Here is a 24,705-nt window from a genome sequence, read left to right on the forward strand (position 1 = left end):
GCTCGGTCGAGAAAACCGGAGGTAGTCGACGGTGGTGTGACGGCGGGACGCAGTGAACTTTGCAAGCGCTCGAAAGACCGCAGCGCGGCCCACTAAATCCAGCCTTGAAGTTCGCGCCGCACCACGTGCTCGATGACTGCCATTCCGTCGTCGCCGTCGTTGAGGCAAGGGATGCGTGCGAAGTTGACGCCGCCGTTCTCGCGGAAGATGTCGGCGTTTTCGACGCCGATCTCCTCGATGGTCTCCAGGCAGTCGGCAACGAAGCCGGGCGTCAGGACGGCCAGCGACTTGACGCCCGAGCGGGCCAGCGACTCGACGGTCTTGTCGGTATAGGGCTGGAGCCATTCCTCCGGCCCGAACCGCGACTGGAAGGTGACGCGGAGCCGGTCCTCGTTCCAGCCGAGGCGCTCGCGCAGGAGGCGCGCCGTCTTCTGGCAGTGGCAATAGTAGGGATCGCCCTTGCGGAAGTAGCTCTGTGGAATGCCGTGGAAGGAGGCGAGCACCACCTCCGGCTCGAAGGCCAGTGTGGCGAGATGGCCTTCGACCGACCGGGCGAGGGCGTCGATGTAGATGGGGTCGTCATGATAGGGCGGCACGGTGCGCAGCGCCGGTTGCCAGCGCTTGGTGATCAGATGCGCGAAGGCCTTGTCGTTGACGGTGGCCGTCGTGGCCGCGGCATATTGCGGATAGAGCGGGTAGAGAAGGATGCGCTCGCAGCCTTCTGCCTGCAACGCATCGAGGCGACTGGCGATCGACGGATTGCCGTAGCGCATCGCCCAGTCGACCACCACGGCGTCGCCAAGGCGAGCGCCCAGCTTTTCCGCCTGCGAACGGGTGTAGGTGCGCAAGGGGCTTTCGTCGCGCTCCCGGTTCCAGATGGTCTCGTAGTCGCGCCCCTTCTTCTGCGGCCGGGTGTTGAGGATGATGCCGTAGAGGACGGGGTACCACTTGAGGCGCGAGATCTCGATCACCCGACGGTCGGTCAGGAATTCTTCCAGATAACGGCGCATCGAGCGGCGGTCGGTACCGTCCGGCGTGCCGAGGTTGACGAGGAGGACGCCGACCTTGCCATGGGGGACGACGGGGTGATTGGGCGGCAACGACATTTCGGCTCGATCCAGTCTGTGACTTTAGAGAGTTTCTAGCCGAAAGCGTTGCGGTGCGCGAGGCCTATGGCGAGAGGATGGGCATTCGAGGCGAGGCGCTCCACACTCATGACGAAAATCGGCCAAGACCATATGGGTATTGCGTATTCCCTGCGGGTTGCTTGTGCTTCTCGCTGAAAATGAGCTATGCAGGCCGGGCTTCCGCAAGAAAAGCGAAAGAGGTGGCGGGAATGACGCGTGCCGCTCACGGGGAGCGGCGACATCCGGCCAGGGGAAGACGATGCGAGGCTTGCTCAAGGTGTGCGCGGCGATCGACGCATTGAACGTCGGCGTCAACTATTTTGCCCGTTGGCTGGTTTTGGCGGCGATCCTGCTGTCGGCAGGCAATGCCATTGTTCGCAAGGTCTTCAACTACTCCGCCAATTCGCTGCTGGAAGGGCAATGGTACCTCTTCTCGGGGGTCTTCCTGCTCTGCGCCGGGTACACGCTGCTTCGAGGCGAGCACGTGCGGATCGATATCCTCGCCTCGCGCTTCAGCCGGCGGACTCAGGTCGTGATCGACATCCTCGGTACGCTGTTCTTTCTGTTGCCGTTCACGGCGGCGGCCATCTGGCTGAGTTGGCCGCAGGTGGTGTCGAAGGTTTTGTCCGGCGAAGTGTCGTCGAGCGCCGGCGGCCTGCCGCTGTGGCCGGCCTGGATCTTGATCCCCATCGGTTTTTCCCTGCTCGGCCTGCAGGGCATAAGCGAGATCATCAAGCGCCTCGCCTTCCTTTCGGGCAACGGACCGGACCCGTCTCCGGCCCACGTCGCCCATAACTGACCGGACGAGGATCGCCCGCCATGACCGCCTTCCTCGTCGCCAACCTCGCGCCGATCATGTTCGGCTCGATGCTGCTGTTCCTTCTGATCGGCTACCCGGTCGCCTTCGCGCTCGCCGCCTGCGGCTTCGGTTTCGGCCTGATCGGCATCGAGCTCGGACTGTTGTCGCCCAACCTGTTCCAGGCCATCCCCGACCGCGTCTGGTCGATCATGAGCAACGACACGCTGCTCGCCATTCCCTTCTTCACCTTCATGGGACTGGTGCTGGAGCGCTCGGGCATGGCCGAGGACCTGCTCGATACCATCGGCCAGTTGTTCGGGCCGATCCGTGGCGGCCTCGCCTACGCGGTGGTCTTCGTCGGCGCGCTGCTCGCCGCGACCACCGGCATCGTCGCGGCATCCGTCATCGCCATGGGGCTCATCTCGCTGCCGATCATGTTGCGCTACGGCTATGACCGGCGCATCGCCACAGGCGTCATCGCCGCGTCCGGCACGCTCGCCCAGATCATTCCGCCGAGCCTCGTGCTGATCGTGCTGGCCGACCAGCTCGGCCGCTCGGTGGGCGACATGTACGCGGGCGCGCTCTATCCGAGCCTGATCCTGACGGCCTTCTACGCTCTGTTCGTGTTCATCGTGTCGATCGTTCGGCCGAAGTGGGTGCCGGCCCTGCCGCCGGAAGCGCGGACGTTGCGCGGCTGGCGCCTCGCCGGCAAGGTGCTGACCTCTCTGGTGCCGCCGCTGGTGCTGGTCTTCCTGGTGCTCGGCACCATCTTCATCGGCGTCGCCACCCCGACCGAAGGCGGCGCCATGGGCGCGGTCGGCGCTCTGCTGCTGGCCATCATCAATCGACGCCTGACCATGCTGATGGTGGTGCAGGCGCTGGAACGCACGGCCAAGCTCTCGGCCTTCTGCATGTTCGTGCTTCTGGGCGCGCGCGTCTTTTCGCTGACCTTCTACGGCATCAACGGCCATCTCTGGGTGGAAAGCCTGCTGGCCGGGCTGCCTGGCGGCGAGGTCGGCTTCCTGATCGTCGTCAACCTGCTGGTTTTCTTCCTGGCCTTCTTCCTCGACTATTTCGAGCTGGCCTTCATCATCATCCCGCTGCTGGCGCCGGTTGCCGAGAAGCTCGGTATCGATCTCGTGTGGTTCGGCGTGCTCCTCGGCATCAACATGCAGACCTCGTTCATGCATCCGCCGTTCGGCTTTGCACTGTTCTTCCTGCGTTCGGTGGCGCCCAATCACCCGTATGTCGACAAGCTCTCCGGCCAGAGGACGGCGCCAGTCACGTCCTCGCAGATCTACATGGGGGCGGTTCCCTTCGTGCTCATCCAGGTGGTGATGGTGGCCCTGGTCATCCTGTTCCCGGGTGTGGTGACGCACTACAAGGCGGACCGTCCGGTGATCGACCTCGACAAGGTCAAGATCGACATCATGGCGCCGGCACCTGCCTCGCCGGCTTTCGGTGATCCCGCGGCGGCGGGGGCGAGCCCGTTTGGCGCACCCGCCGCGCCGTCCTTCGGGGCGCCGCCTGCGCCGTCCGGGACAAGCCCGTTCGGCAGCCCGGCCGCGCCCGACTTTGGTGCACCCGCCGTTCCGGCTGCGCCGTCGGGGTTGCCGCAACCCGATTTCGGGGCGTCTCCGGCTCCCTAGGCGCCGTTCGGTCCGACTGGGGCAGATCGGCGCTCCAGGCGTGATCTCCGAAGCATCGTCGTCGATCCTCGTTTCACGCCGGTCGGATGATGCTCTGAGGCGGGGCGGACATTTTCGCCATAATCGACAGGCACGTCTGCCATTGAAGATCGGCGGCTTCCACGCTGCCAAGCGTGAGGGGTTTCCGTGACACAAATGAAGTCGAGCCGTCCTCGTCTCGCCGTCCTGTTCGGCGGTCGGTCCACCGAACACGAGGTGTCGGTGATGTCTGCCGTGAACGTGCTCGGGGCGATCGATCCCGATCACTTCGAGGCGGTGCCGATCTACGTCGACCGCGAGGGCGCATGGCGCCTCAGCAGCTTCGAAAATGGCAAGCTCGCCCGTCCGGAGAGTGGCCCGCAGCTGTCGCTGTTGCCGGGCGGTGGCGGCCGGCTGGTCGTCATCGATGGTGACGCGGACGTTCGGCCCATCGACCTCCTCTATCCGCTCATCCACGGCCAGAACGGCGAGGATGGCTCGCTGCAGGGCCTTGCTCGCGTGGCGCGTCTGCCGCTGGTCGGATGCGACACGCTCGGCTCCGCGACGACGCTCGACAAGGACGTCGCCAAGCGCCTCTTGCGCGACGCCGGTCTGCCGGTGGCTAGGTCGGCAACGATCCGGCGCGGTGATGTTCCGGCCTTTGACACGCTCGCCCGCGAACTCGGTCTACCGCTGTTCGTCAAGCCGGCGTCGCAGGGGTCGTCGGTCGGTGTCAGCAAGGTGACGAGCGCCGATGACTACGCGGCGGCGGTGGCCACCGGGTTCAAATACGATCGCAAGCTGCTCGCCGAGGAGTTCATAAGCGGCCGCGAGATCGAGTGCGCCGTGCTTGAGGACGACGACGGTACGCTTTTCGTTTCGCGGCCGGGCGAGATCGCGCCGGCTGAGAAGCACGGCTTCTACAGCTACGACGCCAAATACGTCGACAAGGATGGCGCAGCGCTGATGGTGCCGGCCGCCCTGCCGGAGGATATCGAGCGGGAGCTGCGACAGGCCGCGGCAACCGCCTTCCGCGCCGCTGGCTGCGACGGTTACGCCCGCGTCGACTTCTTCGTCTGCGCCGACGGTCGTTTCGTCCTCAACGAGATCAACACCATTCCCGGCTGTACCGACATCAGCATGTATCCGATGGCCATGGCGGCAAGCGGCAGGCCGATGCGCCTCGTCATCGATTGCCTCGTGCGGCAGGCGTTCGCCCGCCATGCCGAGGCTGATCTGCTCGGCGCCTGATCAAATGAAAACCGCCCGGCCCCTCAAGAGGGACCGGGCGGCGCATCGTGCCGGAGCCGTTCCGCCGGTTACTTGCCGGCGGCCTGCTGCGAATAGACGTAGCTGTCGAAGTTGTATTCGGCGACGCGGAACCACTGATAGCTCTCGGCGCGGAACTGCTTCCAGGGCTCGTAGATCTTCTTGAAGGCGGGGTTCTTCGCCGCTTCGTCCTCATAGAGCTTGAAGGCGGCGTCGTAGGCGGCGTCGAGGATCTCGCGGCTGAAGGGCCGGAGCTGTACGCCCTGCGCCACCAGCCGCTTCAGGGCGGCGAAGTTGCGGGCGTCATAGGCGGCGGTCATGTCGTCGTTGGCGAGCGCGGCGGCGGCCTTCAGCACGGACTTGTAGGCCTGCGGCAGCTCTTCCCACTTCTTCTTGTTGATCATGTACTGCAGCGCCGACGAGCCTTCCCAGAAGCTCGGGTAATAGTAGTACTTGGCGACCTGGTAGAGGCCGAGGCGCTCGTCGTCATAGGGGCCGACCCACTCGGTGGCGTCGATGGTGCCCTTTTCCAGCGCCGGGTAGATGTCGGGCGCCGGGATCTGCTGCGGCACGACGCCGAGAGACGACAGCACCTTTCCGCCGACGCCGCCAACGCGGAACTTCAGGCCATTGAGGTCGGCAACGGTGTTGATCTCGCGGCGGAACCAGCCACCCATCTGCGTTCCGGTGTTGCCGCCGAGCAGCATCACGGCATTGTAGTTGGCGAGGAAGTCGTTGAAGAGGTCGAGGCCGCCACCCTGGAGGATCCAGGCCTGCTGCTGGCGGGTATTGAGGCCGAAGGGCAGCGAGGTGGCGATGGCGAAGGTCAGGTCCTTGCCGATGAAATAGTAGGAGGCGGTGTGGGTGATCTCGACGGTGTCATTCTGCACCGCGTCGAGCACCTGAAGCGCCGGAACCAGTTCGCCGGCCGGAAACACCTGGATCTGGAACTTGCCGTCGGTCGCCTCGGACACAGTCTTGGCGAACAGCTCGGAAGATCCGAAGATGGCGTCGGTGGACTTCGGGAAGCTGGAGGCTAGGCGCCACTTGATCTCCGGCAGCGACTGCGCGATGGCCGGCATGGCGAGCGTTCCCACGCTCGCCGCGGCGCCGGTGGAGACGAGCCCGGCCTTCCTGATGAACTGACGACGATCCATGCGATCCTCCCCTTGCCCCTTGTTCACTGGCCCCGCGTGGCGCGGCGGCATTTTTGAAACTCAAAATCGCCGGCTCGATCCGCGAGCAGACCAGGCCGACACGGCGGGCATTAAAAGCGGAAAAACCAGCATTGCGCAATTAGGTGATGCTCCAATCCTGCAAACTTTTCCGAAAGTTGCGCAAAATCGTCGTGGCGTCGCCAAAAGCAGTCCGCGCCCAAAGAATGGTCTTCCAGCCCGTCCGGCGGATCGGCTAACAAGAAGGCGGTTTCATCGCTCCGGATTCAGTCATGACCACTCCCGTCGTTCTCTTCACCGCCGACTCCCGTGACTTCGACGGCTACACTTGGCACTGCGCGCCCACCACCTATCTCGAGGCGGTACTGGCGGTGTCCGGCGGCATGCCGCTGATCCTCTCGGCCTTCGGACCACGCCTCGATCTCGACGCCGTGCTCGACCGGGTCGACGGCGTCGTCGCGACGGGCTCGAAGAGCAACGTTCATCCCTCGCATTATGGCGTCACGGCTACCGAGGCGATGGGGCCCTATGACGAGGTGCGCGACGCCACAAGTCTGCCGCTGATCCGGCGCGCCATCGAGCGAGGCATCCCGCTGCTCTGCATCTGTCGCGGTTTGCAGGAGCTCAATGTGGCCCTGGGCGGTACGCTTGCCTCTGACGTGCAGGACCTGCCCGATCGCATGGACCACCGTCATCCCGACGTGCCCGACATGGATGGCAAGTTCGCCATCCGTCACGGCGTGACGATCGCCGCGGGTGGCTGTCTCGGCCGGATCGTCGACGAGGAGATCCAGGTCAACTCTCTGCACCGGCAGGCTGTGGCGCGTCTGTCCGATCGGCTTGCCGTCGAGGCGACGGCGCCGGACGGAACCATAGAGGCGGTCTCGGTGAAGGGGGCGGCCGGCTTCACTCTGGGCGTCCAGTGGCACCCCGAATACTGGGCGACCACCGACGGTCCGTCGAAGGCCATTCTGCAAGCCTTCGGAGCGGCGATCGCCGCCGAGGCCGCCAAGCGCTGACGCGCCGACGACCTCTCAGCCCCAGAGCGAGGCGCCGAACATCAGAAGGCCGAACATCAGAACGGCGATCGCGGCGCCTGCCTCGACGAGGGTGTGAAGATGGCGGGCCGTTTCTCCACCTCCGGCGGCGGCGATGCGGACGGCAAGTCCGCGCGTCGTGACGGCGGCGAGCGTCAGAAGCGCGACGGTGAGGCCGGTGCCGAGCGCCATCGTGAATGCCGACGCTATGCCGGCGATCAACAGGCCCTGGCTGAGGGCGAAGACCAGCACGATCAGCGCGCCCGTGCAGGGCCGGAGGCCGACGGCTACCACGGCCGACCACGCCTTCTTCCAGTCGAGGCGGCCGGAGGCGACTTCCGGTGGCGGCGCGTGGATGTGGCCGCAGGTCTCGTCGTGAATGTGTCGGGCGGGCTTCAGGCCGAGCCGATGCTCATGGCCACAGCCGTCGACATCCCCGGTGGCCGCGCCGAAGCTGGTGACGACGACGACCGGTGGCCCGCCCACGGTCACTGCCACCGGCGCGTAGCGTTCGGCAAACCAGCGGGCGAGTGGACGGACGATCTTGCGCCAGACCAGCCAGAGGCCGAGCAAGACGATCAGCGCGAAGGAGCCGGTTTCGAGCAAGGCGGCCGCGCGCGTCATGGCGATCGAGGTGGCTCCGAGAAGCACGGCGGCGACCAAGACGATGACCACCGCCGTCACCGCCTGTGCGAGCGCGGAGACGAAGGCGAGGATAGCGCCGTTCCGGGCCGTCTCCCTGTTGGCGAGGACATAGGTGGAGATCACGGCCTTGCCGTGGCCCGGCCCGACCGCGTGCAGCACGCCGTAGAGAAACGACAGCGCCATCAGCCAGGCGCCGGCGTTGCCATTGGCCTTCATGGCGGTCAGCGTCGCCGTGAGGTCGCGGTAGAACCCGGCTTGCCAGACGGCGATGGTGCGGAAAAGGCCAGGGAGGAGGCCGCCGCCGCTGGCGGCCGGTTCCGGCAGGCCGACGCCGAACGGTCCGGTCGACGCGAACACCGGCGTGGCGGCGAGGAGCAGTATGGCGGCAAGGGCGAGGCGGCGGGCGGTCAGGGACATGCGATGTCGGCCCCGTTGGTCTGGCCTTCGGTCAGAAGCTGCAAGGCCGGCGGCAGTTCGCGCTGGTCGGCTGGCACGGCGGCCAGGACGGCGGCGGTGGCCGGGTCCATGTCGGGCGGCCGGAAGGTCTTGGCGGCGCAGGCCTTGGGGGCGCCGTCGAGGACGATCGGTCCGTCCTTGTCGTCGATCATGCGGAAGGCGACGAACAAGGTGGGGTCGTAGATCTCCAGCCGGACCGGCCCGGTGGTCTTGACCGGGGCCTTGGTCGGCAGGGTGAAGAACAGGATGAGGCGACCGTCGACGTCCTGCAGCCAGTATTCGGTGGGTTTGCCGAAATCGATGTCCTCGCCGTCGGCCGTGATGAAGGTGAAGTAGGCGTAATCCTTCAACGAGTCGACGTTGACGTCGGCGAGCGGCTTCAGCTCGTCCACGCTGAGCTTGCCGTCGCCATTGGTGTCGAGGCCCTGGCTGGCAAAGGCCGAGTAGGCGTCGTCGAAACGCCAGATGTTGCGGATGGCGGTAATCTCGCCCTTGTCGTTGAACACCACCTCGGCCTTGGCATCGACCCAGACATGCGGATGAGCAAACGCAGGCGCGGCGGAAAAGGCCGCGGCGAGCGCTGCGGCGAATGCAATCGTCTTCTTGATCACGAGCGGCATCCGTGGCGATGGCGACGACAGTCGACACCTAAGGCGAGACATCGCTGCCAAACAAGGCGGGACGATGTCAACCCGGCTCGTCGGCTACCGCCTCCGGGCTCGTGGGGCCGTCGCTGCATCCCTCGCCGTTTTTCTGGAACCAGTCTGCCATGAAGTCGACGAAGGCGCGGATCTTGGCGGAGAGGTGCCGGCGATGCGGATAGACGACATAGATGTTGGCCGCGCCCAGCTCGAAATCGGAGAGCACGATCTTGAGACGGCCCGCCTCGATGTCGTCCTCCACCATCTTGTAGGGAACCGAACCGAAGCCCAGGCCGGCGAGCGCAGCGAGCCGCACGGCCGATGGCGAGTTCACCTCGACGCGGCCAGACACCGAAACCGTTTGTCGCACGCCGTCAACGAGGAAGCGCCAGTTGAAGCGGTTGCGCAGGTTGGAATCGATGATGCAGGGCAGCCGCGTCAGGTCTTCCGGGGTGGTGGGCAGCCCGTGGATCTCGGCCACGTCGGGGCGGACCACCGTCGCGAAGCGGTAGTCGGCAAGCTTGCGGGCGATCAGGCTGGAATCGGAGAGCTCGCTGACGCGGATCGCGCAGTCGAAGCCCTCGTCGATCAGGTCGACGAAACGATCGTCCAGCCTGAGGTCGAGGCGAATGGCGGGATTGGCCGCCACGAAATCCATGATTGCCTTGCCGAGCATCGAATCGCCGAAGGTGCGTGGCGCTGCGACGCGCAGAAGGCCCGTGGGCTCGCCATGGCGCTCCCGGACCATGTCCTGCAGGTCGTCGACGCGTTGGAGAATCTCGCCCGCGTCGCGGAAATAGGCCTGCCCCAGTTCGGTCAGGGCGAGACGCCGCGTGGTACGGTTCATGAGACGGGCGCCCAACTCGTCTTCAAGCTCCTTCACGTATTTTGAAATCAAGGCCTTGGATCGGCCGAGCTTTCGCGCCGCCGCGGAGAAACCGCCGGCTTCGACGACCTCCACGAAAGTGCGCATACGAGTGAATGTATCCATTATCCGCCGCCAGTTTGAGGACAATCCGCCATTCGACGACGTCGCGCGTGCGGTTCCGTGGCCTCCGGAACGCCCGCGCGCTGACGAAAGCGCTTTAGGGCCGACCATGTGACGGCCCAGCAATCGGCCTGCCGGCAGTCGCGCCCGTTAACTCTAATGACCTGAAGTCAATGACTTTCGTCAATATGAAAAATCGGGTCTCCGTCGCAGAATCATGCGATTTTCTGCTTTTATACGTATAGTTTACCCTGAGTGGACAATCGAATTCTTCCCGCTGAACTAATGCCGCTTGGGTAGCGCCGTTTGGACTTGTCGATGGCGGTGAGGGAAACGCCCGCCGACCTGGGTGTCGCAGCGGGGGCACATCACATGAAAATGTCGTCACAAACGGATTTTCGAAACGCAAGGTCTTGCAGAAGGGGGCGACGCAGAGTACATGCGTCATTGCCCAATTTCGCACGTGCCTGTGGTTGCGTGCCGGTTTCGCTAGGGCCGCTAACGGCGGTTCCGGCGAGGGCAACCGGTGACCGGAGTTAAACCGGGTCTAAGCTGCTTCTCAAGCGGCGGACGCGACTTAAAGCAACGACGTAGAGGGCTTTTTTGGTCTCTGCCGGCGCTCCAAACGTTGGCGTTACTGAAGAGGCACTACATCCTTGCCGGACGTGCGGACTGGAGCAATCCGTCCAATCAAAGGCTGCACGACCAAGGGTCTCGACCGCATGGCGCATCTTCGCCGAGGCGCCGAGATTTCAAGGTCGCACTGATATCCGCCGTCTTCCGGTAACGGGAGGCGATGAGGAAGCATTTGCTCGCGTGTACCGGGTCCACACCGGTCGCGGAGAAGGATTTGCTCACCCTCGAAGAAGACTTTGGACGACGGAGCTCCAGGGCCATGACCGCGCGCATTCTCGACTTCCTTGCCACCCGACGACCCGAAGGCCCCTGCCTTGTGGTCGACCTCGATGTCGTCCGCGACAATTTCAATGCCTTCCGCCACGCGCTGCCCGACACCCGCATCTATTACGCGGTGAAGGCCAATCCGGCGCCGGAAGTGCTGCAACTGCTCGCCGATCTCGGCTCGTCCTTCGACTGCGCCTCGATCCCGGAGGTCGAGATGGTGCTGGCCACCGGCGCCACGGTCGACCGCATTTCCTTCGGCAACACCATCAAGAAGGAACGGGACATTGCCCGCGCTCTCGAGCTCGGCGTCGACCTGTTCGCCGTCGACTGCGAGGCCGAGGTCGACAAGATCGTTCGCCAGGCGGAAACCACCGGCAAGGCCGGTGTCCGGGTGTTCTGCCGCATCCTCTGCGACGGAGCCGGCGCCGAGTGGCCGCTGAGCCGCAAGTTCGGCTGCGATCCGTCGATGGCCTCCGAAGTTCTCGAGCATGCCCATCGTTCCGGGCTCACCGCCTACGGCATCTCCTTCCATGTCGGTTCGCAGCAGGGCAACCTCGATGCTTGGGACGGCGCGCTGTCGTCGGCCGCCTCCATCTTTGCCGAGCTGGCCGAGCGCGGCATTCAGCTGAAGATGGTCAACCTCGGTGGCGGCTTTCCGACGCGCTATCTCAAGGACGTGCCGGCGACCGAGGCCTACGGCCGTTCGATCGACGAAGCGGTGCGGCGTCACTTCGGCAACCACGTCCCGGAGACGATCATCGAGCCGGGGCGCGGCATGGTCGGCGGCGCCGGCCTGATCAAGGCCGAAGTGGTCCTGATCTCCAAGAAGAGCCGCGACGACGATCAGCGCTGGGTCTACCTCGACATCGGCAAGTTCGGCGGTCTCGCCGAAACGATGGACGAGGCGATTCGCTATCCGATCCGCACCCGTCACGACGGCTCCGCCACGGCGCCCTGCGTGCTGGCCGGACCGACCTGCGACAGCGCCGACGTGCTCTATGAGAAGGCGCCTTACGAGCTGCCCATCAGCCTGGAGATCGGCGACGAAGTGCTGATCGAAGGCACCGGCGCCTACACGACGACCTACTCGGCGGTGGCCTTCAACGGCTTTTCGCCGCTCAAGTCCTACGTGATCTGACATCGCTCCGGGCGAGGTTCGTCCGGTTTCCATTGTGACTTCATCGCTCCGCCGGTCGCGGTGGGGGACGGGGTTGCCTCGATGATCGCCTACACGACTGAACAGGCGGGTGACGTTTTCGCCCGCGAGACCTTGCTCGACCGTGCCTTCGGGCCCGGCCGGTTCCGCAAATCCTCGGAGAAAATTCGCTCGGGGCGTCTGCCCTCCGAGGGGTTGGCGCTGGTTGCCCGGGACGGCGATCGTCTCGTCGGAAGCGTCCGCCTGTGGGAGGCGGCGGCCGATCGGACGCCGCTGTTGCTGCTCGGGCCGCTCGCCGTCGACGACGCTTGCCGTGGCGCCGGCATCGGCGCCGCGCTCATGCGGCTCGCCATCGATCGGGCGCGAGCGCTCGGTCACGGCGTGGTCGTTCTGGTGGGCGACGAGCCCTACTATCGGCGTTTCGGTTTCTCGACGCGCGGCATGGACGAACTCGCCATGCCCGGTCCGTTCGAGCGCGCGCGCTTCCTCGGTCTCGAACTGGTTCCCGGCGCGCTCGAGGGTGCCTCCGGCGTGCTTCGGCCGACCGGCTGCCTTGCGCCCGTCGAGCCTGCGACGGTTGCAGCCTGATGTGGCGGCAGTCGCCGGTAGCGACTGCCTTTTCCTTGCCTTGAGCGCTGCCTTGAGCGCTGGCGGACCTTCAGCCCGTGGCTTTCGTGCGCTTCCTGTTCGGGTGTCGCTTGGCGCCGGAGGCCGCTTCTGCGGCTTCAACATGTCCGTCCGTTCGTCCCGCCATTTGATATCCTCCCCGGAAATGCCTAGAGTCGCCTGACGTTGCCGGGGAGGTTCTCATGGACGTGTTTCTGAGCGGTGGTGATATCGCTGTCATCGCGTTGGTTTTGTTCGCGATCATCGTTCTGTTCGCCGGCATCAAGCAGGTGCCGCAGGGCTACAACTGGACGGTCGAACGCTTCGGTCGCTATACTCGGACACTTCAGCCCGGCCTCAACCTGATCATTCCCTTCTTCGACCGTATCGGCGCCAAGCTCAATCGCATGGAGCAGGTGCTCGACGTTCCGAGCCAGGAGATCATCACCCGCGACAACGCCACCTGCACGGTCGATGGCGTCGCCTTCTACCAGGTGCTCGACGCGGCGCGCGCCGCCTACGAGGTGTCCAACCTGAAGATGGCGATCCTCAACATCACCATGACCAACATCCGTACGGTCATGGGCTCGATGGATCTCGACAACCTTCTTTCCAACCGCGACGAGATCAACGCGCGCCTGTTGCACGTGGTCGACGCGGCAACCGAGGCCTGGGGGGTCAAGATCACCCGCGTGGAGATCAAGGACATCAACCCACCGGCCGACCTCGTTGCGTCCATGGCCCGGCAGATGAAGGCGGAGCGCGAGAAGCGCGCCCAGATTCTCGAGGCCGAGGGTTTGCGTCAGTCGGCCATCCTGAAGGCCGAGGGCGAAAAGCAGGCCCAGGTTCTGCAGGCCGAAGGCCGGCGCGAAGCCGCCTTCCGCGACGCCGAGGCCCGCGAGCGTCTTGCCGAGGCGGAAGCCAAGGCCACGTCCATGGTGTCGGAGGCGGTGGCGAAGGGCGACGTGCAGGCGCTCAACTACTTCGTCGCCGACAAATACACGCAGGCGCTCGGCCAGTTCGCCCAGTCGCCCAACCAGAAGATCCTGATGCTGCCGGTCGAGGCGTCGGCGCTGATCGGCTCGCTCGGCGGCATCGCCGAACTGGCCCGCGCGGCCTTCTCTGGCGATGGGCCGCAGGATGGAACGCCGCGCCGTCGCGGCGCCGTGCCGCCGGTCGGCGGCTGAGGAACGCGCCATCATGGGGCTCATCGAAGGATTGATCGCCTACCTCGGGCCGTGGTCTTGGCTGGTGCTGGCGCTTTTGCTCGCCATCATCGAAGTGGTGGCGCCCGGCACCTTCTTCATCTGGTTCGGCGCCGCGGCGCTGGTTGTCGGCCTCGCTGCGTTCGTCGTAGCAATGAGTTGGCAGGTGGAACTGGTCCTGTTCGTCGTGCTGTCGGCGGTGGCGGTCCTGGTTGGTCGGCGCTTCTATGGCCGGGCGTCCAACGAGAGCGACGGCTTCGCCAACGACCGGCTTGGCCGGCAAGTCGGCCGCTTCGCCGTGGTCGAGCGGGCGATCGAGGGCGGTTCCGGCCATATCCGGCTCGACGACACCATCTGGCGGGCCGACGGACCGGACCTGCCGGTGGGCGCGCGCGTCCGAATCACCGGCCATAGAGACGGTCGTTTCCTGGTGGAGCTGGCGTCCGCCGATTGAGGCTAGACCGTCCGTCCGAGGGAGCCTAACGGCTCGTTAACCAATTCCCTTTACGTTTCGTCAACACTGAATACCGCTCGGGGCGGTTGGCGCGGCGATGGAGGCGGGCGTGCATCGGCGGCAGACCTTTCGGGCTCTGGCGATGGCGTCGGTTTTCCTCGCCTTGCCGTCCCATGCGCAAGAGACCGACGACACGGAAGCCGTGCCTGTTCTCAGGAGCGCGCTTCCCGCGGGTTCGGTCAATGCGACCGCCGATCCGATGTTGAGCGAGACGGAAGAGGGCTCTGCCGCCGGCTCGAACGTCATCCAGCCTGAAAGTGTCGCTGCCGAGGCTCCCTCGTTGAGGGGCAGCCTTCCTTCGCCTGAGCTCAGGGCCGTCATTCGCCCGGTTCCTCCCAGCCAGTCGGCCAAGTTGCCGGCGGTGGCGCCAAGCCTGCCGCTGGTAACTCGCGAGGCCGATGCGCGAGCCGAGTACGAGCCGCTCGGACTTCGTGTCGGCAGTTTCGTGGTGAACGCGACCTCCACGACCGGCATTGGGCTGCGCCATCATTCGGCACAGGGCGATCAGACCTTCTTGCGCTCGACCGGCGTGCTCGCCGCGCGTTCCGATTGGGAGCGCAATAGCGTGGATCTGCGCGTGGGCGGATCCTTTCGCCGTTCGCTTTCCGGCTTCGAGGAAAAGCTGCCGGAAGGGGATGCGCGCCTTGCCGCCCGCTTCGACGTCACCGATGCGGATCGTCTCACCGCGACGGCCGACTGGACGTTGCGAGACGAAGCGTCGGGTGACGGCAAGGAGAACACCTTCTCCGGCTCTCTCGGCTACGAGCGGTTTGGCGGCCTGGTCGGCCTCCAGGCGGGGCTTGCGGCCGACCGGACGGTCAACGAGACCGATTCGACGCTCGACAATACGGCGCTGTCCCTGTCGCTGCGTCTGTCGCATGATAGCGGCGCAGTCTTGCAGCCCTTTGTGGAGATGAGTGCGTTCGGTCGCGATTTCGACCGGCCGGCGGCAGGAGACGGCCTCAAACGTGGCGGCATCGGCGGTGAGGCGAAGATCGGTGTCACCGTGGCGAGCGACGATCTCACCGGCGAGATCGCCCTCGGATATGGCTACGAGTGGCTCAAGGCGGGGAGCCTCGAAGACATCTCGGGTTTGATCGGATCGGCCTCGCTGTCGTGGGATGCCACCGAGCTTCTTCGGCTGACGGGGACCGCCACCACCAGTTTCGAGCCGACATCCACGGCTGGCGCATCGGGGGTCGTCAAGCGGATCGGTGGCGCCACCGTCACCTATGCGCTGGCGCCAAACGCCTTTGTGGTGGCCGGCGGCGAGTTGACGCTTGAGGACTATGTCGGCATCGACCGAAACGTGACGACGACGGCGCTGAAGGCCGGCGTCGGCTACAAGCTCAATCGCTCGGTGGAGCTCGGCATCGACGGCGAGCACAAGATTGTCCGGTCGAACGAGGCGGGAGGCGATTACACCGACAGTAGCGTGACGGCCACGCTAACCCTGCGCCAGTGAGGGGCGGCGGCTTACGCTGACGCTCCGCGCTTGCTCCACTCCGCCCAGAAGATGCCGCCGAGCACCAGCGCCAGCGCCACCGCGTGATAGAGGCGGAAACTCTCGCCGAGCACGAGAACGGCGAGGATCGAGCCGAACACCGGGATCAGGTTGATGAAGACGCCTGCGCGGCCTGGGCCGACCAGCTCGACGCCGCGCACGAAGAAGATCTGCGACACGACGGAGGGAAAGACGGCGCAGTAGGCGACCAGTCCCCAACCGAAGGCTGTCGGCGCGACGTATTGGCCCATGGCGATTTCCGCGGCCAGGAAGGGCAGCGAGGTCAGCAGGGCGGCGACGGAGAGGCCGGCGAAGAAGGAAAGGCCGGATATCTTCGGTCGACGCGGCAGAAGCACGGTGTAGAGGGCATAGACGACGCAGGCGCCGAGCATCATCAGGTCGCCGGCATTGAAATCGAGCGAGGCGAGGGTGTCGAGATCGCCCTTGATGGCGATCACGCCGACGCCGACGAGCGTCGTCGCCATGCCGGCCAGTTGCCCTGCTCCGGCCCGCGTGCCGACGATCAGATAGGCGAAGACGAAGACGAGGCCGGGCAGGGCGCCCTGAATGATGCCGATGTTGACCGCCGAGGTAAAATGGGCGGCGATGTAGTAGAAGGCGTTGAAGATCGTGAAGCCCAGCGCGCCCATCGCCAGCATGTAGGGAAGGCGGGTCCTCATGGTCGGCCATTCGGCGAGGACGGGGCGGCGGGCGAAAAGGACGAGCAGCAGCAACACGCCCGACCATCGGAAGGTGGTCAGCGCCATCGGCGAGACCTCTCCGACGGCGAGACGGCTGGCTACGGTGTTGCCGGCCCAGAACAACGGCGACAACACGAGCAGCAGGTAGGGGTGGCCATAGAGGCGCGACCAGAGACCGTCATCAGCCACGAAAAACCTCTCGCGAAAGCAATCTGTCGTCTCCTTCCTAGAATGTCTGGCTGCCGCGCGCACGTCTCTTTGGCGGGATCCGGTACGCCAGCAGCGGGACAAATGGCAGATTTGCGACATCGCGGCTTTCATTGGGGGGCGGGCGTCGTTATAGTCGGTCAAGCCCCGGTGCCCATGGTATCGGGGCTTTCCGTGCGGGGGCTGCCGTTGGCGGCGCGGTGCGGAAAGGTCTGAAACTTGAACGACGGGACCTTTTCAATGGCGAACGTAGTGGTGGTCGGCTCCCAGTGGGGAGACGAGGGCAAGGGCAAGATCGTCGACTGGCTGTCCGAGCGGGCCGATGTGGTCGTCCGCTTCCAGGGCGGTCACAACGCCGGCCACACCCTGGTGATCGACGGCGTTTCCTACAAGCTGTCGCTGCTGCCCTCGGGCGTCGCCCGGCCGGGAAAGCTCTCCGTCATCGGCAACGGTGTCGTCGTCGATCCACGCGCCTTCGTCAATGAAGTGACGCGCATCCGCGAGCAGGGCGTCAAGATCAGCCCGGACAACCTGCGTATCGCCGAGAACGCCACGCTGATCCTGTCGATCCACCAGGAACTCGACGAGCTGCGCGAGAACGCGGCTTCCCCCACCACCCGCATCGGCACGACCAAGCGCGGCATCGGTCCCGCCTATGAGGACAAGGTTGGCCGCAGGGCCATCCGCCTGGTGGACCTTGCCCATCCCGAGACGCTGGCCAATCGAATCGAGCGTCTGCTGTCCCACCACAATCCCTTGCGCCGGGGGCTTGGCCAGCCGGAGATCGCGCCCGAGACCATCCGCGACGAGCTGATGGCGGTGGCCGATTTCATCCTGCCCTACATGGATGTCACCTGGCGTTTGCTCGACGAAAAGCGCAAGGCCGGCTCCCGCATCCTGTTCGAGGGCGCGCAGGGCGCCTTGCTCGACAACGACCATGGCACCTATCCCTTCGTCACCGGCTCCAACACCATGGCCGGTCAGGCCGCCGCCGGTTCCGGCGTGGGGCCGGGCGCGCTCGACTATGTGCTCGGCATCACCAAGGCCTATACGACGCGCGTCGGCTCCGGTCCGTTCCCGACCGAGCTGTTCGACGAGGTCGGCGACTTCCTTGGCGAACGCGGCCGCGAGTTCGGCACCGTGACCGGCCGCAAGCGTCGCTGCGGCTGGTTCGATGCCGTGCTGGTGCGCCAGACGGTGGTTGCCTCGGGCATCAACGGCATCGCGCTGACCAAGCTCGACGTGCTCGACGGTCTCGACGAGATCAAGGTGTGCATCGGCTACGAGATCGACGGCCGCACGCTCGACTACCTGCCTGCCAACCAGGAAGAGCAGGCGCGGGTGAAGCCCATCTACGAGACCATGGAAGGCTGGAAGGAATCGACCGCTGGAGCCCGCTCCTGGGCCGAGCTTCCGGCGCAGGCGATCAAGTATGTGCGCCATATCGAGGAGTTGATTGGCGCGCCGGTGGCCATGCTGTCGACCAGTCCCGATCGTCTCGACACGATTCTTGTGCGTGATCCGTTTCAGGATTAAGTGATTCACCACGTTTTGCCGGCCTTCCCGCCGCAAAAAAGCCCGGCGGCCATCGCAAGGCTGGCCACCGGGTATCCTATCGAAACAGCGTTCCGCCCTGCGGCGGAGCGCCAAGCCGAGAGATGCGGTACATGGCCGACTACTATCCCGTATTGAAGCGCGCCATTTCCTCGCTGCCGTCGGGGTCCGGCGAGGCACGGCGGGCCGTGTACGAGAAGGCTCGTGTCGCCCTCCTTCGCCAGCTCAGCTCCTATAATCCGCCGCTGTCGCCGACCGACATCGCCGATCAGCGCGTGGCGCTCGAAGACTGCATTCGCCGGGTCGAGGCCGAGGTTGCCGGTGCTGCCGAGGATGCCCCTCCCAGCGCCGACGCCCATACGCCGGCGCCGATCGTCCCGCCGGCCCCCGCCGCGCCCGAGCCCGCCGCTCCAAAGGCGGAACCGGCCCGAGAGGCATCTCCCCGGGTGGAGGCCGAGCCGCGTTCCGACGCCAAGCACGAAGAGCCGGCGTTGCCACGCCGGAGCGGGCTGGCTTCGCTCTCTGCGCCGGAGATGAACCCCTTCCATCACATCGAGCCGTTGCAGCCTCGCGGCACGCCCGCCCGTGCAGCTCCCCAGGACCGGACTCAGGATCGGGCTCCCGTCAGCCTGCCGACCGAGCGCCCGCGCCTGCCGAACGCCCGGTTGCCCGACGAGCATGGCGAGCCGCGCATCGGGGTCGGCGTCAGCGCGCTGTCGCGCACCCTCAAGCAGGCCGACTCGCTCGGCGAAGCCTCGTCCACCGCCGTGCGCGCCGCGCGCCATGCCATGAACGAGGTTGACGAGATCGACGAACCGACGGCCGGCGAACGCGTCGAGCCGGAACTCGGCAGTGCTCGCCCGGCCGGTTCGCGCCAGGATTCCACCGTTGGCGGTGTGGGCGACAAGCGTGAGGCGGATCGGCCGCAGCCACAGCGCGAAACGGCGACATTGCCGTGGCCTGATGACGGAGCCAGCGCCGCCCGTCGTGTGCGCAACGTGTTGATCGGCGTTCTGGTCGTGGCGCTGGTCGGGCTCTTCGCCGCGCTCGGCTATTCTTTCCGCGAACCATTGACGAACATGTTCGCCGGCGAGCCGCAGACCCAGACGAGCGCCGAGACGCCCAGCGATGATGGTCTGGCGCCCAAGATACTCGACCGTTTGCCGGCCGAAGGCGAGGCGCCCGCGGCGCCTGTCGCCCCCGACGCTGTCGCCGTCCAGACGGAAGAGGTCCCTGCGCCCGCCGTCGTCGACCCCGATCTGCCGCCGCCGCCCGGTACCGAGACGGCCACGCCTCCGGCTGCACCGGCCGATGTCGCATCGTCTTCCGATGCGGGCCCGGCGATTTCGGCTCCGGCTGCTTCGTCCAGCCCGTCCGCGTCCGCGCCGGCGGGCGAAGCGATTGGCGTTGCCCAGAAGGCCATTCTTTACGAAGAGCCCATTCCCGGCTCGCCCGGCACCAAGCTCGATGGCTCGGTGGTCTGGTCCTTCGTCAACGAGCCGGCCCTTCCCGGTGACAAGCCGGTGCCGCAGATCCGTGGTGACATTCAGGTGCCCGAGCTCAATCTCAAGGTGCGCCTGTCGATCCACAAGAACGACGATCAGGCGTTGCCGGCGAGCCATATCGTCGAACTGTCCTTCGACGTGCCGCCGTCGTTTGCCGGCAAGTTCATCGATGCGGCGCCGGGCATGATCGCCAAGCAGACCGAGGAAGCGCGTGGCGACACCATCGCCGGCGCCGTCGCCAAGGTGTCCGACAGCCTGTTCTGGCTGGCGCTGTCCGGCCTGGAGCAGGACGTCGCACGCAATATCCAGCTGCTGAAGGATCGGCCGTGGATCGACATTCCGATCCGCTATGGCAATCGCCGTCGGGCCATTCTGACGTTCGAGAAGGGCGCCCCCGGCGAGAAGGTGTTCGCCGAGGCCTTTGCCGCCTGGGGTGAGTGAGGGGCGACCGTTACTGCGGGCTCGATAGCTTCATCAGGACGAGGCCGGCGAGAATAAGCGTCGCGGCGAGGAGCCGCGTCGCCGTCATCGCTTCGCCCAAGACGGCGACACCCACCGCGAAGCTGCCGACGGCTCCGATGCCGGTCCATACCGTATAGGCGGTGCCGAGCGGCAACGACTTCATGGCGACGGCGAGCAGGCCGAAGCTCATGAGCATGGCGATGATGGTGACGATGCTGGCGCCGATCTGGGTGAAGCCGGCCGATAGCTTCATGCCGTAGGCCCAGACGACTTCCAGAAGACCGGCGATGAGAAGATAGACCCAGGCCATGACGGCCCTCCTTTCGGTTGGGCCGGGCCGTCCCGGACTTGCAACTCATCCGCTGGGGGTGAGAGAGGGCGTTGCCTCGAGGGCAAAATGGGTCGGTGGCTGACCGGCGTCAAGCGCTGGCCGCCGTCACTTCGACAGGAGCACGGCCCGACCGATCAGCTTGCCGGACGGCAGGTGATGGATTTCGATCACCTTGCCCTCGGGGCCATCGATGGTCAGCGACAGGCGGTCGCCATCGACGTCGGTGGCGACGACGGTGCCGGGTGTCGCCACCTCGACCAGGGTTTGGAACGGTGCGCCGGTCGGCGAGGCGTTCTCGCCGCTCTTGGCGACGCGAAAGGCGATGGCGACGAAGACGGCGATCAGTCCGATACCGAGTGTGCCGGCGGCGATCAGCATCATGGTCTTGAGGCGGGCCTGCACCCGGGCGATGGCCGGATCGAGCGGCGCCTCGCGTTCGTCGTCGGTCGGGGCTGCCATGATGCTTTCCTTCAGCGCGGATTTCTGCGATAGGCGGCATTTAGCGAATTCGGCGCGGTTTGTCGACGCGCCGCCCGGAGCAAGCGGCGATCTTCCGGACCACCGTTTGCCGGTCGATTGTTTTCATGCATCCGCTGGTCCGAAAAGTCTTTCCACTTTTCGGCCGGGTGCGAAGAGGTGGCGATGGCGGACGAGGACTATATCGGCTCGGAAGACGAAGCCGGCGAGGCGCGGGCGGCCACCATCGAGGCGGCTGCGAAGGCGCGGTTCGACAAGCTGGTCGCCGAGGCTTTCCCCGACATCAGCCGGTCGCGCCTCAAGGCGCTGATCGAGGCGGGCGCGGTGGCCGTCGATGGCGTCGTCGTCACCGACGCCGCCCGGAAGATGTCTGGCAGCCTCTCGCTCACTATTCTGGTGCCGCCGCCCGAGGATGCCGAGCCGCAGGGCGAGGATATTCCGCTCGATGTCGTCTACGAGGACGACGACCTGATCGTCATCGACAAGCAGGCCGGCCTCGTGGTGCATCCGGCGGCCGGGAACTGGACGGGCACTCTGGTCAACGCCCTGATCGCCCATTGCGGCGACAGCCTGTCGGGTATCGGCGGCGTCCGCCGGCCGGGAATCGTTCACCGGCTCGACAAGGATACCACCGGTCTGATGGTGGTGGCGAAGACCGATCGCGCCCATGCCGGCCTCGCTGCGCAGTTCGCCGATCACGGCCGCACCGGCCCGCTGGAACGTGGCTATCTGGCGCTCGTCTGGGGCAGTCCCGAACCGTTCCGGGGCACCATCGAGGCGCCGCTCGGCCGCTCGTCGTCCGACCGGACCAAGATGGCCATCATCAAGGGCGTCGGCGGCAAGGAGGCCATCACGCATTACGAGGTGGTGGAGCGGTTTCCAGCCGAGTCGGGGCGCGGCGCCGTCGCCGCGCTGGTCGAGTGCCATCTCGAAACGGGACGGACGCATCAGATCCGCGTGCATCTGACCGCCGCCGGCCATCCGCTGGTGGGCGACGGGGTCTATGGCGCCCATTTCCAGACCAAGGCCAACCGCCTTCCCGAAGCGCCGGCCATGGTCGTCCGGGCCTTTCCGCGTCAGGCGTTGCACGCTTTCCTGATCGCCTTCGAGCATCCGGTGACCGGCGAGTTCCTGCGCTTTACCAGCGAGTTGCCGCCCGACATGTCCGATCTCGTGGCTGCGTTTCGGGAACTTTAGGCTTTTTCAGCAGTTTCCCCATGAAATTGCCGGGATTGTTCCTATATTCGGCTTTCTGCGCGCTTGCCGTGCGAGGCGCCGAGGGGATGCCGTGTCCGTCCGGGAGCGGTACCGTGAACGTAAGGGGGGTGCTCAATGGCCCGATCCACATTGCCGATGATCGCCGCGGGAGAAGGCGGTCTTAGCCGCTATCTCGACGAGATTCGTCGCTTTCCGATGCTTGAGCCGCAGGAAGAATACATGCTGGCCAAGCGCTATGCGGATTATGGCGACCGTGACGCCGCCCAGAAGCTCGTTACGTCGCACCTGCGCCTGGTTGCCAAGATTGCCATGGGCTATCGCGGCTACGGGCTGCCGATCGGCGAAGTCATTTCCGAGGGCAACGTTGGCCTGATGCAGGCGGTCAAGCGCTTCGAGCCCGACAAGGGCTTCCGACTCGCGACCTATGCCATGTGGTGGATCAAGGCGGCGATCCAGGAGTACATCCTGCGCTCGTGGTCGCTGGTCAAGATGGGCACGACGGCCAACCAGAAGCGGCTGTTCTTCAACCTGCGCAAGGCCAAGAGCCAGCTTCAGGCGCTGGGTGACGGCGACCTCAAGCCCGATCAGGTGGAGGCGATCGCCACCAAGCTCGGCGTGACCGAGGACGACGTGGTTTCCATGAACCGGCGTCTGTCCGGCGATGCCTCGCTCAACTCGCCCTTGCGCTCGGACAGCGAGAGCGGCGAATGGCAGGACTGGCTGGTCGACGATCGCGACAGCCAGGAAACGGTGATGGCCGAGACGGAAGAGCTCGACCAGCGCCGTGCCATGCTGAAGCGGGCGCTTGGCGTGCTCAACGAGCGCGAGCGTCGCATCTTCGAGGCCCGCCGGCTCGCCGAGGATCCGATGACGCTGGAGGACCTTTCCACCGAGTTCGGCGTCAGTCGCGAGCGTGTTCGGCAGATCGAGGTGCGCGCCTTTGAAAAGGTGCAGGAGGCGGTCAAGGCCCAGGCCCGCGAGCAAGTCCCGGCCGTCGTCGACGCCGGTTGACGGAAAGCGGTCGGAAGCGGGGCGAAAAGCGCTCCTACGCTTCCTCGACGCTTGTTCACGCCGAGCCTTTGCGCTATAGAGGCGCCCGACCGGGCCATGCGGTGGACCGGAGACGAGCCGCTCGAGTTTTCTCGGGGCGGCTCGTTCCTCTGATGAGCCGCCGTGTGGCCGATATCCGACACCGGGCGCCCCGATAAGGCCGGCGCCACTGATTGCGCCTCTTGGGCGCCCGAAAGGATCGAAAAGATGAAGCAGGGCATTCATCCCGACTATCACGAGATCAAGGTCGTCATGACCGACGGTACCGAGTTCGTCACCCGTTCGTGCTACGGCGCCAAGGATGCGAAGCTCAACCTCGACATCGATCCGAAGGTGCATCCGGCCTGGACCGGCGGTCAGCAGCAGCTGATGGACCGCGGTGGCCGTCTGTCGCGCTTCAACTCCAAGTTCGGTGGTCTGTTCACCGCCAAGTAAGGCTGAACGACAGGACGAACATGAAAAACCCCGGCGAGTGCTGCTCGCCGGGGTTTTTGTTTGGAGATGGGGAGCCTCGCCAGCAAGTCGTCCGATCCGTCGGCGCCTCCCCGCACCGACGGATCGAGGACGATCAGCTGTCGGCGCGGCGGGCGCCGAAGGCGCTGGCGAGGCGATCGAGATCGCGGGCAACGAGGTTGGCGGCCGGCTCGGCGGCGACGTCGTAGATGGCCTTGTCCATGTGGACGATGCGGCCATGCAGGCGATCGGTACGCTCGATGATCGAGCGGAGTGTCTCGGGCAACTCGTTCCACAGCGGGCCGGACATGACCGGCGGCTGGAAGTCGAGGCGCACCTTGTTCTTTTCCGTGCGGGCCTGCTCGGGCGACATCTCGCCTTCGTTGACCGCGCGCTGCATCAGAAGCCACGAGGCGATCTGCATCAGGCGCGTGGTGAGGCGCATCGACTCGGTGGAGTAGGACAGCGTTGCGGCGCGGCTGAGCGTGCGGCTCTCGGTGCGGCCATCGCCGTCGAGATAGGCGGCCGTCTCCTCGACGAGCGCCATGCCCTCGCGGAACAGCTCACGGAACAGTTCCGAATTGAGCGCGCGCGCACCAAAGGCGATCGCTTCCGTTCCGAAATGGGACTTGCCGGTAAAATCACTCATCACGCCACCTCTGCACCAGACGCTCGGACAAATGGCCCGGCCGGCTTCGCGCCCATGAGTTGGACCGCGAAAGCGCCGTAGCAAAGGAAAAGCTGACGCATGTCGCCGCTATTCCCCGCAATCCCCAAAAGGGAGATCAGAATCCCCTTCCGGAGCAGTCGTCCGACTTTGCGATGAAGGTCGCAACCGGCATGCCAGGAATGGCAGGACCCGGCCTGAACGTGAATGAAAGGTTAACGCAAAGAGCTGGGAGAGTCTCGACAAATCCTGAGGCGTCGGAGAACCGGCCCCAAAAGCGGGGGGCGCAGGATGCGTGGAAGAGGGCAGCGGGAAACGCCGAACAAAAAAAAGGCCGCCAAGGGCGGCCCTTCATAAGTTGAACAGGGAGGCGTCAAAAGAGTGACAG

At 65.6% G+C, this 24,705-nt stretch carries 23 protein-coding genes; 14 read left to right on the forward strand and 9 right to left on the reverse strand.

The features are described 5' to 3' along the window. Positions 1-92: 92 nt before the first annotated feature. Positions 93-1,106 (reverse strand): ferrochelatase, encoded by a 1,014-nt coding sequence (gene hemH, locus M4J40_RS03640; protein ID WP_251752196.1) that lies wholly within the window; start codon positions 1,104-1,106, stop codon positions 93-95. A 280-nt stretch (positions 1,107-1,386) separates the two neighbouring features. Here hemH and M4J40_RS03645 point away from each other — a divergent pair, with 280 nt between their 5' ends. The 3 genes from M4J40_RS03645 to M4J40_RS03655 all read left to right on the forward strand — a co-directional run bounded on the left by M4J40_RS03645 (position 1,387) and on the right by M4J40_RS03655 (position 4,844). Beyond that, on the forward strand, positions 1,387-1,926 hold the full coding sequence (locus tag M4J40_RS03645) for a TRAP transporter small permease subunit (protein WP_251752197.1): 540 nt from the start codon (positions 1,387-1,389) through the stop codon (positions 1,924-1,926). A 20-nt stretch (positions 1,927-1,946) separates the two neighbouring features. Further along, positions 1,947-3,575: a TRAP transporter large permease subunit gene (locus tag M4J40_RS03650; protein ID WP_251752199.1), complete on the forward strand. Its 1,629-nt coding sequence runs from the start codon at positions 1,947-1,949 to the stop codon at positions 3,573-3,575. 195 nt (positions 3,576-3,770) lie between these two features. After that, entirely contained in the window at positions 3,771-4,844 is a 1,074-nt protein-coding gene (locus tag M4J40_RS03655; protein ID WP_251752200.1) for a D-alanine--D-alanine ligase family protein, read from the forward strand. 68 nt (positions 4,845-4,912) lie between these two features. Here M4J40_RS03655 and M4J40_RS03660 read toward each other — a convergent pair whose 3' ends face one another. After that, positions 4,913-6,019 (reverse strand): TRAP transporter substrate-binding protein, encoded by a 1,107-nt coding sequence (locus tag M4J40_RS03660; protein WP_251752201.1) that lies wholly within the window; start codon positions 6,017-6,019, stop codon positions 4,913-4,915. Between the two features lie 290 nt (positions 6,020-6,309). Between M4J40_RS03660 and M4J40_RS03665 the strand changes: the two genes are divergently transcribed. Continuing rightward, on the forward strand, positions 6,310-7,056 hold the full coding sequence (locus M4J40_RS03665; RefSeq protein ID WP_251752202.1) for a gamma-glutamyl-gamma-aminobutyrate hydrolase family protein: 747 nt from the start codon (positions 6,310-6,312) through the stop codon (positions 7,054-7,056). 15 nt (positions 7,057-7,071) lie between these two features. Here M4J40_RS03665 and M4J40_RS03670 read toward each other — a convergent pair whose 3' ends face one another. From M4J40_RS03670 to M4J40_RS03680, 3 genes are all read right to left on the reverse strand, one after another. Continuing rightward, the gene (locus M4J40_RS03670) at positions 7,072-8,136 is read right to left on the reverse strand and encodes a nickel/cobalt transporter (protein ID WP_251752203.1); all 1,065 of its coding nucleotides are present in this window, start codon (positions 8,134-8,136) and stop codon (positions 7,072-7,074) included. Next, the gene (locus M4J40_RS03675) at positions 8,127-8,786 is read right to left on the reverse strand and encodes a DUF1007 family protein (protein WP_251752204.1); all 660 of its coding nucleotides are present in this window, start codon (positions 8,784-8,786) and stop codon (positions 8,127-8,129) included. The genes M4J40_RS03670 and M4J40_RS03675 overlap by 10 nt, the downstream gene beginning before the upstream one ends. Positions 8,787-8,862: 76 nt before the next feature. Next, positions 8,863-9,807 carry a LysR family transcriptional regulator gene (locus tag M4J40_RS03680; RefSeq protein WP_251752205.1) on the reverse strand — a complete coding sequence of 315 codons (945 nt, stop codon included), beginning with the start codon at positions 9,805-9,807 and terminating at the stop codon, positions 8,863-8,865. A gap of 892 nt (positions 9,808-10,699) precedes the next feature. On the opposite strand from M4J40_RS03680, the gene M4J40_RS03685 reads away from it, so the two are divergent. The 5 genes from M4J40_RS03685 (at position 10,700) to M4J40_RS03705 (ending at position 15,653) form a co-directional block, all read left to right on the forward strand. Continuing rightward, positions 10,700-11,845: a type III PLP-dependent enzyme gene (locus M4J40_RS03685; protein ID WP_251752206.1), complete on the forward strand. Its 1,146-nt coding sequence runs from the start codon at positions 10,700-10,702 to the stop codon at positions 11,843-11,845. Between the two features lie 81 nt (positions 11,846-11,926). After that, a complete protein-coding gene (locus M4J40_RS03690; protein ID WP_251752207.1) occupies positions 11,927-12,451 on the forward strand; it encodes a GNAT family N-acetyltransferase in 525 nt (174 codons plus the stop codon). A gap of 233 nt (positions 12,452-12,684) precedes the next feature. Then, positions 12,685-13,656: an SPFH domain-containing protein gene (locus tag M4J40_RS03695; protein WP_251752370.1), complete on the forward strand. Its 972-nt coding sequence runs from the start codon at positions 12,685-12,687 to the stop codon at positions 13,654-13,656. A 13-nt stretch (positions 13,657-13,669) separates the two neighbouring features. Next, on the forward strand, positions 13,670-14,128 hold the full coding sequence (locus tag M4J40_RS03700) for an NfeD family protein (RefSeq protein ID WP_251752208.1): 459 nt from the start codon (positions 13,670-13,672) through the stop codon (positions 14,126-14,128). A gap of 109 nt (positions 14,129-14,237) precedes the next feature. After that, the gene (locus M4J40_RS03705) at positions 14,238-15,653 is read left to right on the forward strand and encodes an outer membrane beta-barrel protein (RefSeq protein ID WP_251752209.1); all 1,416 of its coding nucleotides are present in this window, start codon (positions 14,238-14,240) and stop codon (positions 15,651-15,653) included. An 11-nt stretch (positions 15,654-15,664) separates the two neighbouring features. Here M4J40_RS03705 and M4J40_RS03710 read toward each other — a convergent pair whose 3' ends face one another. Next, a complete protein-coding gene (locus M4J40_RS03710; protein WP_251752211.1) occupies positions 15,665-16,582 on the reverse strand; it encodes a DMT family transporter in 918 nt (305 codons plus the stop codon). Positions 16,583-16,840: 258 nt separating this feature from the next. Between M4J40_RS03710 and M4J40_RS03715 the strand changes: the two genes are divergently transcribed. Together M4J40_RS03715 and M4J40_RS03720 are read left to right on the forward strand one after the other, a co-directional pair. Then, on the forward strand, positions 16,841-18,136 hold the full coding sequence (locus M4J40_RS03715; protein WP_251752213.1) for an adenylosuccinate synthase: 1,296 nt from the start codon (positions 16,841-16,843) through the stop codon (positions 18,134-18,136). A gap of 131 nt (positions 18,137-18,267) precedes the next feature. Next, positions 18,268-20,100, forward strand: a complete 1,833-nt coding sequence (locus tag M4J40_RS03720) for a hypothetical protein (RefSeq protein ID WP_251752214.1) — start codon at positions 18,268-18,270, stop codon at positions 20,098-20,100. 10 nt (positions 20,101-20,110) lie between these two features. On the opposite strand, the gene M4J40_RS03725 is transcribed toward M4J40_RS03720, so the two are convergent. Together M4J40_RS03725 and M4J40_RS03730 are read right to left on the reverse strand one after the other, a co-directional pair. After that, positions 20,111-20,431 (reverse strand): multidrug efflux SMR transporter, encoded by a 321-nt coding sequence (locus M4J40_RS03725; RefSeq protein ID WP_251752216.1) that lies wholly within the window; start codon positions 20,429-20,431, stop codon positions 20,111-20,113. A 126-nt stretch (positions 20,432-20,557) separates the two neighbouring features. Then, positions 20,558-20,911, reverse strand: a complete 354-nt coding sequence (locus tag M4J40_RS03730) for a hypothetical protein (RefSeq protein ID WP_251752219.1) — start codon at positions 20,909-20,911, stop codon at positions 20,558-20,560. 183 nt (positions 20,912-21,094) lie between these two features. Between M4J40_RS03730 and M4J40_RS03735 the strand changes: the two genes are divergently transcribed. From M4J40_RS03735 to rpmE, 3 genes are all read left to right on the forward strand, one after another. After that, positions 21,095-22,126 carry an RluA family pseudouridine synthase gene (locus M4J40_RS03735; protein WP_251752221.1) on the forward strand — a complete coding sequence of 344 codons (1,032 nt, stop codon included), beginning with the start codon at positions 21,095-21,097 and terminating at the stop codon, positions 22,124-22,126. A gap of 135 nt (positions 22,127-22,261) precedes the next feature. Beyond that, positions 22,262-23,158: an RNA polymerase sigma factor RpoH gene (gene rpoH / locus M4J40_RS03740; RefSeq protein WP_251752222.1), complete on the forward strand. Its 897-nt coding sequence runs from the start codon at positions 22,262-22,264 to the stop codon at positions 23,156-23,158. A gap of 246 nt (positions 23,159-23,404) precedes the next feature. Continuing rightward, entirely contained in the window at positions 23,405-23,632 is a 228-nt protein-coding gene (gene rpmE, locus M4J40_RS03745) for a 50S ribosomal protein L31 (RefSeq protein WP_251752224.1), read from the forward strand. Positions 23,633-23,765: 133 nt separating this feature from the next. Here rpmE and M4J40_RS03750 read toward each other — a convergent pair whose 3' ends face one another. Next, entirely contained in the window at positions 23,766-24,299 is a 534-nt protein-coding gene (locus M4J40_RS03750; protein ID WP_251752226.1) for a DUF1465 family protein, read from the reverse strand. Positions 24,300-24,705: the final 406 nt, after the last annotated feature.

It is taken from the genome of Pleomorphomonas sp. JP5 (assembly GCF_023721815.1).
In the GTDB taxonomy this organism is placed as follows: Bacteria; Pseudomonadota; Alphaproteobacteria; order Rhizobiales; family Pleomorphomonadaceae; genus Pleomorphomonas.

Bases quoted from the DNA above. Each gene is read 5' to 3' on its own strand.
- hemH (WP_251752196.1), bottom strand. From the start codon at position 1,106: ATGTCGTTGCCGCCCAATCACCCCGTCGTCCCCCATGGCAAGGTCGGC.
- M4J40_RS03645 (WP_251752197.1), top strand. From the start codon at position 1,387: ATGCGAGGCTTGCTCAAGGTGTGCGCGGCGATCGACGCATTGAACGTC.
- M4J40_RS03650 (WP_251752199.1), top strand. From the start codon at position 1,947: ATGACCGCCTTCCTCGTCGCCAACCTCGCGCCGATCATGTTCGGCTCG.
- M4J40_RS03655 (WP_251752200.1), top strand. From the start codon at position 3,771: ATGAAGTCGAGCCGTCCTCGTCTCGCCGTCCTGTTCGGCGGTCGGTCC.
- M4J40_RS03660 (WP_251752201.1), bottom strand. From the start codon at position 6,019: ATGGATCGTCGTCAGTTCATCAGGAAGGCCGGGCTCGTCTCCACCGGC.
- M4J40_RS03665 (WP_251752202.1), top strand. From the start codon at position 6,310: ATGACCACTCCCGTCGTTCTCTTCACCGCCGACTCCCGTGACTTCGAC.
- M4J40_RS03670 (WP_251752203.1), bottom strand. From the start codon at position 8,136: ATGTCCCTGACCGCCCGCCGCCTCGCCCTTGCCGCCATACTGCTCCTC.
- M4J40_RS03680 (WP_251752205.1), bottom strand. From the start codon at position 9,807: ATGGATACATTCACTCGTATGCGCACTTTCGTGGAGGTCGTCGAAGCC.
- M4J40_RS03685 (WP_251752206.1), top strand. From the start codon at position 10,700: ATGACCGCGCGCATTCTCGACTTCCTTGCCACCCGACGACCCGAAGGC.
- M4J40_RS03690 (WP_251752207.1), top strand. From the start codon at position 11,927: ATGATCGCCTACACGACTGAACAGGCGGGTGACGTTTTCGCCCGCGAG.
- M4J40_RS03700 (WP_251752208.1), top strand. From the start codon at position 13,670: ATGGGGCTCATCGAAGGATTGATCGCCTACCTCGGGCCGTGGTCTTGG.
- M4J40_RS03715 (WP_251752213.1), top strand. From the start codon at position 16,841: ATGGCGAACGTAGTGGTGGTCGGCTCCCAGTGGGGAGACGAGGGCAAG.
- M4J40_RS03720 (WP_251752214.1), top strand. From the start codon at position 18,268: ATGGCCGACTACTATCCCGTATTGAAGCGCGCCATTTCCTCGCTGCCG.
- M4J40_RS03725 (WP_251752216.1), bottom strand. From the start codon at position 20,431: ATGGCCTGGGTCTATCTTCTCATCGCCGGTCTTCTGGAAGTCGTCTGG.
- M4J40_RS03730 (WP_251752219.1), bottom strand. From the start codon at position 20,911: ATGGCAGCCCCGACCGACGACGAACGCGAGGCGCCGCTCGATCCGGCC.
- M4J40_RS03735 (WP_251752221.1), top strand. From the start codon at position 21,095: ATGGCGGACGAGGACTATATCGGCTCGGAAGACGAAGCCGGCGAGGCG.
- rpoH (WP_251752222.1), top strand. From the start codon at position 22,262: ATGGCCCGATCCACATTGCCGATGATCGCCGCGGGAGAAGGCGGTCTT.
- rpmE (WP_251752224.1), top strand. From the start codon at position 23,405: ATGAAGCAGGGCATTCATCCCGACTATCACGAGATCAAGGTCGTCATG.
- M4J40_RS03750 (WP_251752226.1), bottom strand. From the start codon at position 24,299: ATGAGTGATTTTACCGGCAAGTCCCATTTCGGAACGGAAGCGATCGCC.